General features: G+C 41.0%; 10 protein-coding genes, 1 tRNA gene and 2 rRNA genes (1 of these 13 running past the window's edge). All 13 read left to right on the top strand.

The features are described from left to right. Positions 1 to 12 precede the first annotated feature (12 nt). Positions 13 to 1,623 carry a putative polysaccharide biosynthesis protein gene (locus tag IGJ23_RS12450; protein ID WP_010720582.1) on the top strand — a complete coding sequence of 537 codons (1,611 nt, stop codon included), beginning with the start codon at positions 13 to 15 and terminating at the stop codon, positions 1,621 to 1,623. Continuing rightward, complete coding sequence (locus IGJ23_RS12445) at positions 1,623 to 1,898, top strand: RNA-binding S4 domain-containing protein (RefSeq protein ID WP_010720581.1); 276 nt, start codon at positions 1,623 to 1,625, stop codon at positions 1,896 to 1,898. The genes IGJ23_RS12450 and IGJ23_RS12445 overlap by 1 nt, the downstream gene beginning before the upstream one ends. A gap of 62 nt (positions 1,899 to 1,960) precedes the next feature. After that, on the top strand, positions 1,961 to 2,374 hold the full coding sequence (locus IGJ23_RS12440; protein ID WP_010737290.1) for an FtsB family cell division protein: 414 nt from the start codon (positions 1,961 to 1,963) through the stop codon (positions 2,372 to 2,374). A 44-nt stretch (positions 2,375 to 2,418) separates the two neighbouring features. After that, entirely contained in the window at positions 2,419 to 2,901 is a 483-nt protein-coding gene (locus IGJ23_RS12435) for a S1 domain-containing RNA-binding protein (protein ID WP_010720579.1), read from the top strand. Positions 2,902 to 3,011: 110 nt separating this feature from the next. Continuing rightward, positions 3,012 to 4,454: a tRNA lysidine(34) synthetase TilS gene (gene tilS / locus IGJ23_RS12430; RefSeq protein WP_063627631.1), complete on the top strand. Its 1,443-nt coding sequence runs from the start codon at positions 3,012 to 3,014 to the stop codon at positions 4,452 to 4,454. Next, positions 4,454 to 4,999: a hypoxanthine phosphoribosyltransferase gene (gene hpt, locus IGJ23_RS12425; RefSeq protein WP_010737292.1), complete on the top strand. Its 546-nt coding sequence runs from the start codon at positions 4,454 to 4,456 to the stop codon at positions 4,997 to 4,999. The genes tilS and hpt overlap by 1 nt, the downstream gene beginning before the upstream one ends. A gap of 90 nt (positions 5,000 to 5,089) precedes the next feature. After that, positions 5,090 to 7,201 (top strand): ATP-dependent zinc metalloprotease FtsH, encoded by a 2,112-nt coding sequence (gene ftsH / locus IGJ23_RS12420; RefSeq protein ID WP_010720576.1) that lies wholly within the window; start codon positions 5,090 to 5,092, stop codon positions 7,199 to 7,201. A 175-nt stretch (positions 7,202 to 7,376) separates the two neighbouring features. Next, positions 7,377 to 8,264, top strand: a complete 888-nt coding sequence (gene hslO, locus IGJ23_RS12415) for an Hsp33 family molecular chaperone HslO (RefSeq protein ID WP_010720575.1) — start codon at positions 7,377 to 7,379, stop codon at positions 8,262 to 8,264. After that, positions 8,265 to 9,260: a tRNA dihydrouridine synthase DusB gene (dusB, locus tag IGJ23_RS12410; protein WP_034700012.1), complete on the top strand. Its 996-nt coding sequence runs from the start codon at positions 8,265 to 8,267 to the stop codon at positions 9,258 to 9,260. Positions 9,261 to 9,378: 118 nt separating this feature from the next. Continuing rightward, on the top strand, positions 9,379 to 10,875 hold the full coding sequence (lysS, locus tag IGJ23_RS12405) for a lysine--tRNA ligase (RefSeq protein WP_010720573.1): 1,497 nt from the start codon (positions 9,379 to 9,381) through the stop codon (positions 10,873 to 10,875). Between the two features lie 887 nt (positions 10,876 to 11,762). Beyond that, positions 11,763 to 13,322: ribosomal RNA gene (locus IGJ23_RS12400) — 16S ribosomal RNA — on the top strand. 78 nt (positions 13,323 to 13,400) lie between these two features. Beyond that, a tRNA-Ala gene (locus IGJ23_RS12395) sits at positions 13,401 to 13,473 on the top strand. 179 nt (positions 13,474 to 13,652) lie between these two features. Beyond that, positions 13,653 to 14,629 (top strand): 23S ribosomal RNA (locus IGJ23_RS12390); it runs 1,937 nt beyond the window's last position. Together the 16S and 23S rRNA genes with 1 tRNA gene alongside form the textbook arrangement of a ribosomal RNA operon.

Raw genomic sequence — 14,629 nt, 5'->3', positions numbered from 1 at the left:
GGAGCGAATACTTTGGACCATAAAGAGATGCGTCGCGTGATGCATGGCGCATTTATATTGACGATTGCTTCTTTCATAGCAAAAGTCCTAAGTGCGCTGTACCGCATTCCGCTCCAAAACTTAGTTGGTGATGAAGGATTTTATGTATACCAACAAGTATACCCAATCTATGGGATTGCCATGACTTTAGCGTTGTCTGGTTTACCGCAATTCATTTCAAAATATGTCGCTGAAAGAAAAGATCCAATTCAGCGAAAAGAAGCACTGCAACGGCTTTATCCATTAGTTTTTTGGACAGGGATTGTTCTGTGGCTGTTTACTTTTCTCTTTAGCCGTTGGATTGCTTGGATGATGGGGGATCAGCAATTACGACCACTGATCCAAATCGTTTCATTTACTTTCTTACTGATGCCAGGACTATCTTTTTATCGAGGAAATTTCCAAGGCAGATTTTTGATGGAACCGACAGCTGTTTCACAAGTCGTTGAACAATTTGTGAGAGTGGCGATCATCGTTTTCAGTGCCTTTGCTTTTCGACTATTTGGCTGGTCAGTTTACCAAACAGGAACTGCTGCTATGAGTGGTGCAGTCATCGGGGGACTTTGTGCCTATGGTGTGTTGCGCTATTATGAACAAAAGATCCATGGTGGAGCGTTAAGTTTTCGACATTTTTCGGTCACGAAACGACCTGACAAACGATTGATCCGGCGTTTTTTAGTTGAAGGGGGCTTAGTGTCAATCTATAGTGGTCTGCTGATTTTCTTTCAGCTGATCGACTCATTTTTTGTAAAAAATGCGCTTCAAGTTTATGGACTATCTGAACAAAGTGCAAAAATTGCAAAAGGGGTCTATGATCGTGGGCAACCGTTAGTTCAATTAGGACTAGTGATTGCAACTGCATTAAGTGCGACTTTCTTACCTGCATTGACGAAGTACTTGATGACGGCTGTGCATAGTCAATTTCTAAAGACTGCCAAAATCTATTTACGGTTAACAACGACTTTAGCATTAGCTGCTTCTGTAGGACTAGCCATGCTTTTACCGTATATCAACTATGCGCTATTTAAAGATTACGCTGGGAATGCAGCGTTGGTGCTATTCGTCTTTGCAATTGCTTTAACAGCAATCATTCAAACCTATCAAAGTATTGCCCAAAGTAAAAATTCTTTTCGTCCCTCTTTGAAAGGTGCAGGCTGGGGGCTGTTAGCCAAAGCTTTGGCAACCCCGTTTCTAACTGGTTATCTAGGGACAGTAGGAGCTAGTTTGTCGACCTTGCTAGGATTGGCTGTCACTCTATGGTATTTTGTCCACACGGAGACTAGTGAAATCAATCAGTTCTGGAAAGAACGTCGCTTTGGAAGTAAATTGCTTCAATGTTTGGGATGGATGATCTTAGCCTTACTGATTTATTATGGCGGACTGACGATGATTTTTGGCCCGGTTGCTCATCGGTCTTCTGCATTCTTTGCCAGTTTAGCAGGTGTAGGAATCGGAGCGTTCGTCTTTGTGAATGCTGTGATCTGGACAAAATTATTTACGGTTAGAGAATGGTTGATGTTACCGTTTGGAAAAAAGATTTTACGATTTAATAAACTTATAAAAAATAAAAGTGAGGAATCCTAATGCGATTAGATAAATTTCTTAAAATTTCTCGAATTATCAAACGCCGCTCTGTAGCAAAAGAAGTGGCAGATAAAGGAAGAATTCAAATCAACGGAAAATTGGCTAAATCTTCTAGTGATGTCAAGGTAGGCGATCAATTGAAGATCCAATTTGGAAACAAAACAATGGAAGTAAAAGTCAATGAATTACATGAGTCAACGAAAAAAGAAGATGCTCAAAAAATGTATGAGATCATTTCGGAGATTCGCAAGCAAAACACTGACGAAATAGATTAGACAACCCTCAATGATATTGGTATAATGAAAACGACAATCAAAAAAGATTGGAGCGAAGAGAAGTGACAAAAAAAAGCAACAAAATTGCTGCTTTAGATACAGAGTATGCAAAGAAAAAATATGTCGAATTTCAAGAACAACAACGCCAGTTGATTTTTCGTAGACGTCGATTAGCAGTTATTTTTATAGGTGCTTTGGTCATTTTCGCAATTTTAGGTTTTCAAATTTTTCGTGATATGCAAAGAATGAATCAATTAAACGAATTGAAAGTTGAAGCAAATACGGAATTAAGCCAAGTCAATGCTGATGTGGATCAGCTAACACAGGATGTCTCATTATTGAAAGATGATGACTATGTGGCGAAACTTGCGAGAAGCAAATACTTTTATTCAAAAGAAGGCGAGCAGGTTTATCCAGTATTAGAATCAAATACGGATGACACAGACCAAACAACTAGTTCAACAACTGCAAAATAAGCAGTATTATAAATAGGTTAATAATTAGGAGGAACATTTTTTTTATGTCAATCGAGGTAGGAGCAAAACTGCAAGGAAAAGTATCAGGAATTACAAATTTTGGCGCGTTTATTGATTTAGGAGCTGGAAAAACTGGTCTAGTTCATATCAGTGAAGTCTCAAATGGCTATATCAAAGATATTCATGATGTTTTAAGTGTCAGTGATGAAGTAACTGTTAAAGTTATCTCAGTTAATGATGATGGTAAAATTGGATTATCAATCCGTCAAACACAACCAAAACCAGCGGAATCAACAGAATCAGATGATGATAAGCGTCCAAAAAAATACCAACAAAGAGATCCTCGCGATAATCGAGGTCGTTCAACACAGAAAAAACCTTTTTCTCGCAGTCAATCTTCTAATAACCATAAAGAAGACTTCGATTCATTAATGAGTTCATTTTTAAAGGATAGTGATGATCGATTGACTTCCTTGAAGCGCAATACAGAAGGTAAACGTGGCGGACGCGGCGGACGTCGCAGCTAACCAAAAACTTAAGAGCAGGCAATTGTCGCAGACTTTTGTCCGCTCTTTTTTTCATTGGAATCTTTGATGGTAGGTTGATCGAAGCCGAGAAGGAACAAGGAAGTGATTCGATGGAAGAAGAACAAGACGCAAGGAAGATCAGACAACGTTTTTTGACAAATTGTGAAATCAATGGTTATTTGAATGAAAAAACAAGAGCGCTACTGGCGGTTTCTGGGGGAGTAGATTCTATGGTTCTTCTGGATTTAATGATGGAAGCGCAAAAAAAATGGGGTTTCTTTTTGGCAGTGACCCATATCAATCATCAATTAAGAGAAGAATCTGTTCATGAAGTTGCGTATTTAAAGAAGTATTGTCAACAACATCAACTCCCATTACAAGTGGAAGTTTGGGAAAAGCCAACAAAAAAGGGCATTGAAACAGCGGCTCGAGAGTTTCGTTATCAAGTGTTTGCGAAGCAGATGCAAAGCGGCAGCTATGACTGCCTAATGACGGCACATCATGGGGATGACCAAATGGAAACGGTTTTAATGAAGTTGTTGCGTGGGGGGCAACTTAGTACCTATGCTGGGATCAAAGAAGCCCAACCCTTCTCCAATGGTCGATTGATTCGTCCGTTACTAGGATTTAGTAAGGCGCAATTATATCAATATGCTTCAGAGCGAGAGCTGGTTTATTTTGAAGACCATACGAATCAAGAGTTGGATGTTCAACGTAATCGCCTTCGTCATTTGGTTCTGCCTCAACTAAAACAAGAAAATCCACAAGCAATGGTTCATTTTCAACGTTTTTCGCAGCAGATCCAATGGGCAGATCGATTGATTCAAACACACATGAAGAAAGTCTTGATGGAAAATGTCGTAGAAGAAAACGAATGGGTGCATTTTCCTTGGAAACTATTAGCGGAGATGCCAGAAGAAGAAAGCTATTATTTCTTATACGCATTCTTTGATCATTTTTTTGAAAAAACAGCGATCGTGATCAAAGAAAAACAAATCCAACTGATTTTACAACAGTGTCAACAGAAAAAAGGCCAATGGAAAATTACTCTTGAACGAGGGTGGGTTCTGCAACGTAGCTATGAAAAAATCTATCTTATCCAAGAGAAAGCTGATCCCTCAAAAACAATACAAGAACGAACAGAGGCGTATAAGTTGGAGTTGAATCAACGCATCAGGTTAGATGAAAGCTGCTGGATCGGCTTGTTTACACCTGAAGCAGCCGAAGAAGCTAGAAAAGCAGATGATTGGGACGAGTTTTCTCATGATCTTTGGCTATCTTCACATCAAGAACTGTTTGTAGGAAAGAGACAAGCAGGAGAGCGTATCCAGCTAAATAGCAAACTAAAAAAGAAAATATCCAGATATTTGATTGATAACAAAGTACCTGATTCACAAAGAAAAGAGGCATGGGTCGTGAGGGATCAAAATGAAAATATTTATAGTTTGGTCCCATTTACCTATTCCTATTTGAGTATTGGTGTAGAAACTGATAAAATACACTACATACTTCTTTACAAATATCACAAAGAAGCAATTGGAAGGAGAACCTGATGTTAGAAAAGGATATTGAAAAAGTTTTGATTACAAGAGAAGAAATACAAGTTCGTTGTGAAGAACTAGGCAAAGAATTGGCAGAAACTTATAAGCATAATAATCCACTCGTTGTTGGTGTTCTAAAAGGCGCTGTTCCATTCATGGCAGATATCATACGTTCGATTGATGCTCACTTGGAAATAGACTTTATGGATGTTTCAAGTTATGGAAATGCAACGGTTTCATCAGGAGAAGTCAAAATCGTCAAAGATTTAGATACCAATGTTGAAGGCCGTGACTTACTGATCGTTGAAGATATCATCGATAGTGGAAGAACACTCGCTTATTTGGTTGATCTATTTAAATACCGTAAAGCAAAATCAGTGAAAATTGTCACATTGCTTGATAAACCAGAAGGTAGAGTAGTTGATATTGAAGCAGACTATGTTGGATTCAATGTTCCTAATGAATTTGTAGTGGGTTACGGATTAGATTATGCAGAAGCTTACCGTAATTTACCATACATCGGTGTATTGAAGCCTAGCGTTTATCAATCAAATTAGTGCTGTATCTACTATAAATTGTGTTACAATAGAATGGTCAGGATTGATAAAAAAAATGCTAAATTAAAATAACGCATAGGGAGGGCAACTATGAACAAAAAAAACAATGGCATGATGAAAAATGCCTTGTATTATGTCCTCGTAATCTTAGCGATGGTTATGGTCGTATATTTTATCTTTGGTAATAACGGCCAACGATCGTCAGATATCGAGTACACAAAATTTACAGAACAATTACAAGCAGGGAAAATCAAAGAATTTGAAGTGCAACCTGCAAATGGTGTATATAAAATTTCTGGAGAGTATAAAGAACAGCAAACCGTCTCTAACAGTGGTGGACTTGCTATCTTAGGATCGACAGATACAAAAACGACACACTTTACAACGATTATTTTGCCAAACGATACCACACTTAGCCAAGTGACTGATTTAGCGAAAGAACATAACGTAGCTACAACAGTCAAAGAAGAATCAAGCAGTGGCGTATGGGTATCCTTATTGCTAAGCTTCTTACCAATTATCATCCTTGTGTTCTTCTTCTATATGATGATGGGGCAACAAGGTGGTGGCGGAGGCGGCGGTGGCCGTGTCATGAACTTTGGTAAATCAAAAGCCAAAGAAGCAGACAAAAAAGCGAACCGTGTACGCTTCTCGGATGTCGCTGGTGCAGAAGAAGAGAAACAAGAGTTGGTTGAAGTTGTTGAATTCTTAAGAGATCCGCGACGTTTTGTTGAGTTAGGCGCACGTATCCCAGCTGGTGTTCTTTTAGAAGGACCTCCAGGAACTGGTAAAACATTGTTAGCAAAAGCTGTAGCTGGAGAAGCGGGTGTACCGTTTTACTCTATTTCAGGTTCTGACTTTGTAGAAATGTTTGTGGGTGTTGGGGCAAGTCGTGTTCGTGACTTATTTGAAACAGCGAAGAAAAATGCTCCAGCAATCATCTTCATCGATGAAATTGATGCTGTTGGTCGTCAACGTGGCGCAGGCATGGGCGGTGGACATGATGAACGTGAACAAACACTGAACCAATTGCTAGTTGAAATGGACGGATTTGATGGGAATGAAGGTGTTATCGTCATTGCTGCAACAAACCGTTCAGATGTACTTGACCCTGCACTTTTACGTCCAGGACGTTTTGACCGTCAAATTTTAGTTGGTCGTCCAGATGTGAAAGGCCGTGAAGCAATCTTACGTGTTCACGCACGAAACAAACCGATGGCAGATGACGTTGATTTGAAAGTCGTGGCACAACAAACACCAGGTTTTGCTGGTGCAGATTTAGAAAATGTCTTAAACGAAGCAGCTTTAGTTGCGGCTCGTCGTAACAAGAAGAAAATCGATGCTTCAGATATTGATGAAGCAGAAGATCGCGTGATTGCAGGTCCAGCTAAGAAAGATCGCGTAATCAGCAAAAAAGAACGAGAAATGGTGGCTTATCACGAAGCAGGTCATACGATCGTTGGTTTAGTCTTGAGTCGGGCACGTGTGGTTCATAAAGTTACCATTATTCCACGTGGACGTGCAGGTGGTTATATGATCGCCTTACCAAAAGAAGATCAATTCTTGATGACAAAAGAAGATATGTTTGAACAAATCGTTGGTTTGCTTGGTGGTCGAACAGCAGAAGAAATCATCTTCAACGTTCAATCAACTGGGGCTTCTAATGACTTTGAACAAGCAACAGCTTTAGCACGAAGCATGGTAACTGAATATGGAATGAGTGATCGTTTAGGTCCAGTTCAATATGAAGGAAATCATCAAGTATTCGTTGGTCGTGACTATGGTCAAACGAAAGCTTACTCTGAACAAGTGGCCTTTGAAATTGACCAAGAAGTGCGTAAGATTTTGATGGAAGCTCATCAAAAAGCGCATGAGATCATCGAAGCACATCGAGCGCAACATAAATTGATCGCTGAAAAACTGTTAGAATTTGAAACACTCGATGCGAAAGCAATCAAATCTTTATTTGAAAAAGGTGTTATGCCTGAAGGTTCAGAATCTGCTAACTATCCTAGTGAAAAAGAAGCGCAAACTTTTGAAGAAGCAAAACGTGCTTTGGAAGAAAAAGACGCAGAAAAACAAGCGGAAGAAAAGCAAGATTTTGAGCACGATAAGAAAGAATTTGAAGAAGAGAAAAAAGAATTAAATGAAGAAGAACATCAAACTTCTTCAACAGATGATTCGGATGATCAACCGAAATAATCGCTAAAAAATGAGAGCTACGACAAAAGTCGTGGCTCTTTTTTAGTAGTTGTTTTATTTTTTATTATAGAATAGGCAAATAAAAGAAAAGATAACATTCATAAGTTGAAAATTATCAGCGTAACTAGTATGATTCACTATGAATTTAAAAATCGGAAAAGAGGTACATAAATAAATGGAAGATTATTTGATCAAGGCACTGGCCTATGATGGCTATGTACGTGCTTATGCAGTTCAAGCAACAAATACTGTTGCAGAAGCCCAAAAGCGACACGACACTTGGCATACATCATCGGCTGCATTAGGTCGTACGCTTGTTGGCGGACTTTTACTAGGTTCGACGCTAAAAGGCGAAGACAAGTTAACTGTGCGGATTCAAGGGAATGGTCCGGCTAATGGGATTGTGGTAGATGCGAATGGTAAAGGAGAAGTCAAAGGCTATATCCAAAACCCTCATTTGAGCCTACCTTTGAATGAAGCAGGAAAAATTGATGTGCGTGGTGCTGTGGGAACGCAAGGGATGTTCAGTGTTACTAAAGACCTCGGTTTGAAAGAACCATTTTCGGGACAAACACCTATTGTTTCTGGAGAAATTGCGGAAGACTTTACCTATTATCTTGCAATCTCAGAACAGATTCCTTCAGCAGTTGGATTGAGCGTATTAGTTAACACGGATGACAGTATCAAAACAGCTGGTGGATTTATGATCCAAATCATGCCTGGTGCAGATGAAGAAACTATCAGTAAAATCGAAGAACAATTAAAAACGACACCACGTATTTCTACTTTATTAGACGAAGGATTAACACCTGAAAAAATTCTTGAAGGTTTACTAGGAACTAGTGAGTTGAATATTTTAGAGAAAATGCCGGTACAATTCAAATGTGATTGCTCAAAAGAAAAATTTGGGGAAGCAATTATTGCTTTAGGGGCAGAAGAAATCCAAGCGATGATTGATGAAGATCACGGAGCAGAAGCCGTTTGTTCATTCTGCAACAACAAGTATGAATACAGTGAAGCAGAATTATCCGAGCTAAAAGCAGAAGCGCTGGGAGGAAAATAAGTGGAACATACATGGAAAATCGGACATGTTGAAATTCCCAATCGAGTAGTTGTCGCACCGATGGCTGGAATCACTAATTCAGCGTTTCGTGTGACCGTCAAAGAGTTCGGTGCTGGATTAGTCGTCTGTGAGATGATCAGTGACCAAGGAATCCATTTTAGAAACAAGAAAACATTAGAGATGCTGCATATCGAAGAAACAGAACATCCACTAAGCTTGCAAATTTTTGGTGGAAACAAAGATACTTTGGTCGAGGCTGCCCAATTCGTTCAAGAAAATACAGCGGCTGACATCATTGATATCAATATGGGTTGCCCAGTGAACAAAATCATCAAAGCAGAAGCAGGCGCTAAATGGTTATTGGATCCAGATAAAGTTTATGAGATGGTGCAAGCTGTCTCTTCTGCCGTTGATGTACCAGTTACTGTGAAAATGAGAATCGGTTGGGATGAACAACATGTCTTTGCTGTGCAAAATGCTTTAGCGGCTGAAGCAGCTGGCGCCAGTGCAATCGCCATGCACGGACGTACGAGAGTACAAATGTATGAAGGTAAAGCAAACTGGGAAGTATTGAAAGAAGTTAAAAGTCAGCTCAAGATCCCATTTATGGGCAATGGAGATGTCAAAACTCCGGAAGATGCTAAAAGAATGTTAGAATACGTAGGAGCGGATGGTGTAATGATCGGGCGTGCAGCGTTAGGCAATCCTTGGATGATCCATCGCACCCAGCATTACTTAGAAACCGGGGAGTTAATCCCTGAACCAACACCAAGAGAAAAAATCGAGACCGCTAAATTACATTTGAAACGTTTAGTCGATTTAAAAGGAGAGGTTGTTGCGTGCCGAGAATTTCGGACACATGCTTCCTATTATTTAAAAGGAATCTCTCGAGCAGCAAAAGTAAAAGTTGCAATCAATCAAGCAGAAAAACAAGTAGAAATCAATGAACTGCTTGACCGCTTTTTAGAGAAAACAGAAAAAGTATCTGTGAAATAATCCAGTGATTTTCTAAGTTTTTCGTGAATTTTCAAGTCGAACTTTAAGTTCGGCTTGCTTTTTTTGTGTTTCATTGGCATTATAGGAAAGAGAATAACATGAGAATGGAGGAACTTTTGTGACACAGGAACAACAACATCAAGTAGAAGATTTAAACGATCAAATGCTTGTTCGCCGTCAAAAAATGGAGCAATTAAGAGAAAATGGGATTGATCCTTTTGGTAAACGATTTGAACGTACGCACAATTCAGAAGAATTACATGAATTGTTTGATCCAAGAACAAAAGAAGAATTAGCGGAGATGGGGCTAACTGCAAGTGTAGCCGGTCGAATGATCACTCGTCGTGGTAAAGGAAAAGCTGGATTTGCTCACTTACAAGATCGTGAAGGCCAAATCCAAATTTATGTACGTAAAGATCAAGTAGGTGATGAAGCCTATGATGTATTCAAACATGCTGATTTAGGCGACTTCTTTGGCGTAACAGGTGAAATCATGAAGACTGATACTGGCGAAGTTTCAATCAAGGCATCAGAAATCACTATTTTATCAAAAGCTTTACGTCCGCTACCAGATAAATACCATGGATTGACTAATATCGAACAACGTTATCGTCAACGTTATCTTGATTTGATCAGTAACCGTGAAAGTTTTGATCGCTTCATGAAACGTAGCCAAATTATTAGCGAAATCCGTCGTTACTTAGATGGTAATGGCTATATTGAAGTAGAAACACCAGTCTTACACAATGAAGCCGGTGGTGCTGCAGCTCGTCCATTTATTACACACCATAACGCACTAGATATTGATTTATACTTACGTATTGCGTTAGAACTCCATTTAAAACGCCTAATTGTGGGTGGAATGGAAAAAGTTTACGAAATCGGTCGCGTTTTCCGTAATGAAGGAATCGATACAACTCATAATCCAGAATTTACGATGTTAGAAGCTTACACCGCTTATACAGATTTCCAGGATGTCATGAACTTGACTGAAGGAATCATTCGTAATGCAGCCCAAAAAGTTCTTGGTACAGCAGAAATCACTTATGATGGCCAAGCAGTTGATTTGGAAAGTGACTTTAAACGTATCCATATGGTAGATGCGATCAAAGAGCAAACAGGTGTCGATTTCTGGAAAGAAATGACATTAGAAGAAGCATTAGCACTTGCTGAAGAGCATCACGTAGAAGTGACCGAAGCAATGGGCGTAGGACATGTCATCAATGAGTTCTTTGAAACTTTTGTGGAAGAAACATTGACACAACCAACTTTTGTTTACGGACATCCAGTAGAAGTATCTCCATTGGCGAAAAAGAATCCAGAAGATCCACGCTTTACCGATCGTTTTGAATTGTTTATCGTTGGTCGGGAATTTGCGAATGCCTTTACCGAATTAAATGATCCAATTGATCAAAGAGAACGTTTTGAGGCCCAAGAAAAAGAACGTGAGCTAGGAAACGATGAAGCACACGGTGTCGATGAAGACTTCTTGGAAGCTTTAGAATATGGTATGCCACCAACTGGCGGTCTAGGTATCGGAATTGACCGTTTAGTTATGTTATTGACGGATGCACAGTCGATCCGTGATGTGTTACTATTCCCAACGATGCGTTAGGTAGGGTAAATATGATGAATAAAAAAGAAGCCAAGAACTGTTGGCTTCTTTTTTATAATCTAGTAAAAGAGAGAAGTTAAAGGATCACTCTATTTTTAGTAGATAGCGTAAAACTTACACCACTTTTTGTCAGTTTCTTTTTTGAAATAATGAGGTACGGTAAAAAAATGCAAGGCAAGGATAATCGAGAAATTTATTATGTGGAGGCATAGATAAAGGAATTGCTTGCTTGTATTTGAGTGGATTGATTAAACGATCTTCTTATTTATAACGAATATTAAAGAATAAGGGATGAGTAATATCGCAGGAAAACTATTAAAATACGAATGATTATTTTTGAAATTACAGAAATGATCGTCCAATGAAAAAAACTTGAAAAAATACAAAAAATTCGTTGACCGTTAAAGGTTTAGTTGGTATATTATTATTTGTTCAAAAGTTATCACTAAATAACTTCTGACAAAAATAAAAAATAACTTCAAAAAGTTCTTGACGTGTGAGAGATCACATGATAAGATAACTGAGTCGTTAAAAAACAATAGCTTACGAAGCTTGATTCTATCGAAAAAAACTTCAAAAAAGTTGTTGACAAATAACAAACGATGAGTTATGATAAATGAGTTGCTGAAACACTTCTGAAAAACGAAGTCAAAAAAACTTTTAAAAAAAGAGTTGACAAACAAACGTCGCTCTGATATGATATAAAAGTTGCTACGGCAATCTCAACTGATTAGCTTTTAATCAAGTAGACCTTTGAAAACTGAACAAAGCAAAGACAAACCAAATGTGTAGGGCGTCTTGATTGATTCAAGACAACAAACATTTTTAACAAGCAAGCAATATGCTAGCAAACAATTGAGCTTAACAATCGTAAGATTGTTCGAACTTTTTATGAGAGTTTGATCCTGGCTCAGGACGAACGCTGGCGGCGTGCCTAATACATGCAAGTCGAACGCTTCTTTTTCCACCGGAGCTTGCTCCACCGGAAAAAGAGGAGTGGCGAACGGGTGAGTAACACGTGGGTAACCTGCCCATCAGAAGGGGATAACACTTGGAAACAGGTGCTAATACCGTATAACAATCGAAACCGCATGGTTTTGATTTGAAAGGCGCTTTCGGGTGTCGCTGATGGATGGACCCGCGGTGCATTAGCTAGTTGGTGAGGTAACGGCTCACCAAGGCGACGATGCATAGCCGACCTGAGAGGGTGATCGGCCACATTGGGACTGAGACACGGCCCAAACTCCTACGGGAGGCAGCAGTAGGGAATCTTCGGCAATGGACGAAAGTCTGACCGAGCAACGCCGCGTGAGTGAAGAAGGTTTTCGGATCGTAAAACTCTGTTGTTAGAGAAGAACAAGGATGAGAGTAACTGTTCATCCCTTGACGGTATCTAACCAGAAAGCCACGGCTAACTACGTGCCAGCAGCCGCGGTAATACGTAGGTGGCAAGCGTTGTCCGGATTTATTGGGCGTAAAGCGAGCGCAGGCGGTTTCTTAAGTCTGATGTGAAAGCCCCCGGCTCAACCGGGGAGGGTCATTGGAAACTGGGAGACTTGAGTGCAGAAGAGGAGAGTGGAATTCCATGTGTAGCGGTGAAATGCGTAGATATATGGAGGAACACCAGTGGCGAAGGCGGCTCTCTGGTCTGTAACTGACGCTGAGGCTCGAAAGCGTGGGGAGCAAACAGGATTAGATACCCTGGTAGTCCACGCCGTAAACGATGAGTGCTAAGTGTTGGAGGGTTTCCGCCCTTCAGTGCTGCAGCTAACGCATTAAGCACTCCGCCTGGGGAGTACGACCGCAAGGTTGAAACTCAAAGGAATTGACGGGGGCCCGCACAAGCGGTGGAGCATGTGGTTTAATTCGAAGCAACGCGAAGAACCTTACCAGGTCTTGACATCCTTTGACCACTCTAGAGATAGAGCTTCCCCTTCGGGGGCAAAGTGACAGGTGGTGCATGGTTGTCGTCAGCTCGTGTCGTGAGATGTTGGGTTAAGTCCCGCAACGAGCGCAACCCTTATTGTTAGTTGCCATCATTTAGTTGGGCACTCTAGCAAGACTGCCGGTGACAAACCGGAGGAAGGTGGGGATGACGTCAAATCATCATGCCCCTTATGACCTGGGCTACACACGTGCTACAATGGGAAGTACAACGAGTCGCAAAGTCGCGAGGCTAAGCTAATCTCTTAAAGCTTCTCTCAGTTCGGATTGTAGGCTGCAACTCGCCTACATGAAGCCGGAATCGCTAGTAATCGCGGATCAGCACGCCGCGGTGAATACGTTCCCGGGCCTTGTACACACCGCCCGTCACACCACGAGAGTTTGTAACACCCGAAGTCGGTGAGGTAACCTTTTGGAGCCAGCCGCCTAAGGTGGGATAGATGATTGGGGTGAAGTCGTAACAAGGTAGCCGTATCGGAAGGTGCGGCTGGATCACCTCCTTTCTAAGGAATATTACGGAGACTACACTGTTTGTTTTATACTTTGTTCAGTTTTGAGAGGTCTACTCTCAAAAATAAATCGGGGCCTTAGCTCAGCTGGGAGAGCGCCTGCTTTGCACGCAGGAGGTCAGCGGTTCGATCCCGCTAGGCTCCATTAACAACATTAGTTGTTAAAACATTTTGTTCATTGAAAACTGGATATTTGAAGTAAATTAGTAATACAAACCGAGAACACCGCGTTGAATGAGTTTTTTAATAAGTTCAATTGCTTATTTTCTTGATCGGACTTCTATCGCTAGAAGAAAGATCAAAACCCAACCGCAAGGTTGATAAGGTTAAGTGAATAAGGGCGCACGGTGGATGCCTTGGCACTAGGAGCCGATGAAGGACGGGACTAACACCGATATGCTTTGGGGAGCTGTACGTAAGCTATGATCCAGAGATTTCCGAATGGGGGAACCCAGCATCTTTTATAGGATGTTACGTTTGCGTGAATACATAGCGCATTCGAGGTAGACGCAGAGAACTGAAACATCTAAGTACCTGCAGGAAGAGAAAGAAAATTCGATTCCCTGAGTAGCGGCGAGCGAAACGGGAAAAGCCCAAACCAATGAGCTTGCTCATTGGGGTTGTAGGACTCCAATATGGTAGTTCTTTCAGATAGTCGAATGACTTGGAAAAGTCAGTCAAAGAGGGTAAAAACCCCGTAGATGAAATTTGGAAGGCGCCTAGGAGGATCCTGAGTACGGCGGAACACGAGGAATTCCGTCGGAATCCGGGAGGACCATCTCCCAAGGCTAAATACTCCCTAGTGACCGATAGTGAACCAGTACCGTGAGGGAAAGGTGAAAAGCACCCCGGAAGGGGAGTGAAATAGAACCTGAAACCGTGTGCCTACAACAAGTCAAAGCCCGTTAATGGGTGATGGCGTGCCTTTTGTAGAATGAACCGGCGAGTTACGATTGCATGCGAGGTTAAGTTGAAGAGACGGAGCCGCAGCGAAAGCGAGTCTGAATAGGGCGTTTGAGTATGTAGTCGTAGACCCGAAACCATGTGATCTACCCATGTCCAGGTTGAAGGTGCGGTAAAACGCACTGGAGGACCGAACCCACGTACGTTGAAAAGTGCGGGGATGAGGTGTGGGTAGCGGAGAAATTCCAAACGAACTTGGAGATAGCTGGTTCTCTCCGAAATAGCTTTAGGGCTAGCCTCGGAATTGAGAATGATGGAGGTAGAGCACTGTTTGGACTAGGGGCCCATCTCGGGTTACCGAATTCAGATAAACTCCGAATGCCATTCATTCATATCCG

Source organism: Enterococcus sp. DIV1682a (genome assembly GCF_051711005.1).
Classification (GTDB): domain Bacteria; phylum Bacillota; class Bacilli; order Lactobacillales; family Enterococcaceae; genus Enterococcus_B; species Enterococcus_B hirae.
Note: the sequence above shows the minus strand (reverse complement) of the source record. Positions and strands in the feature narration are given on the sequence as shown.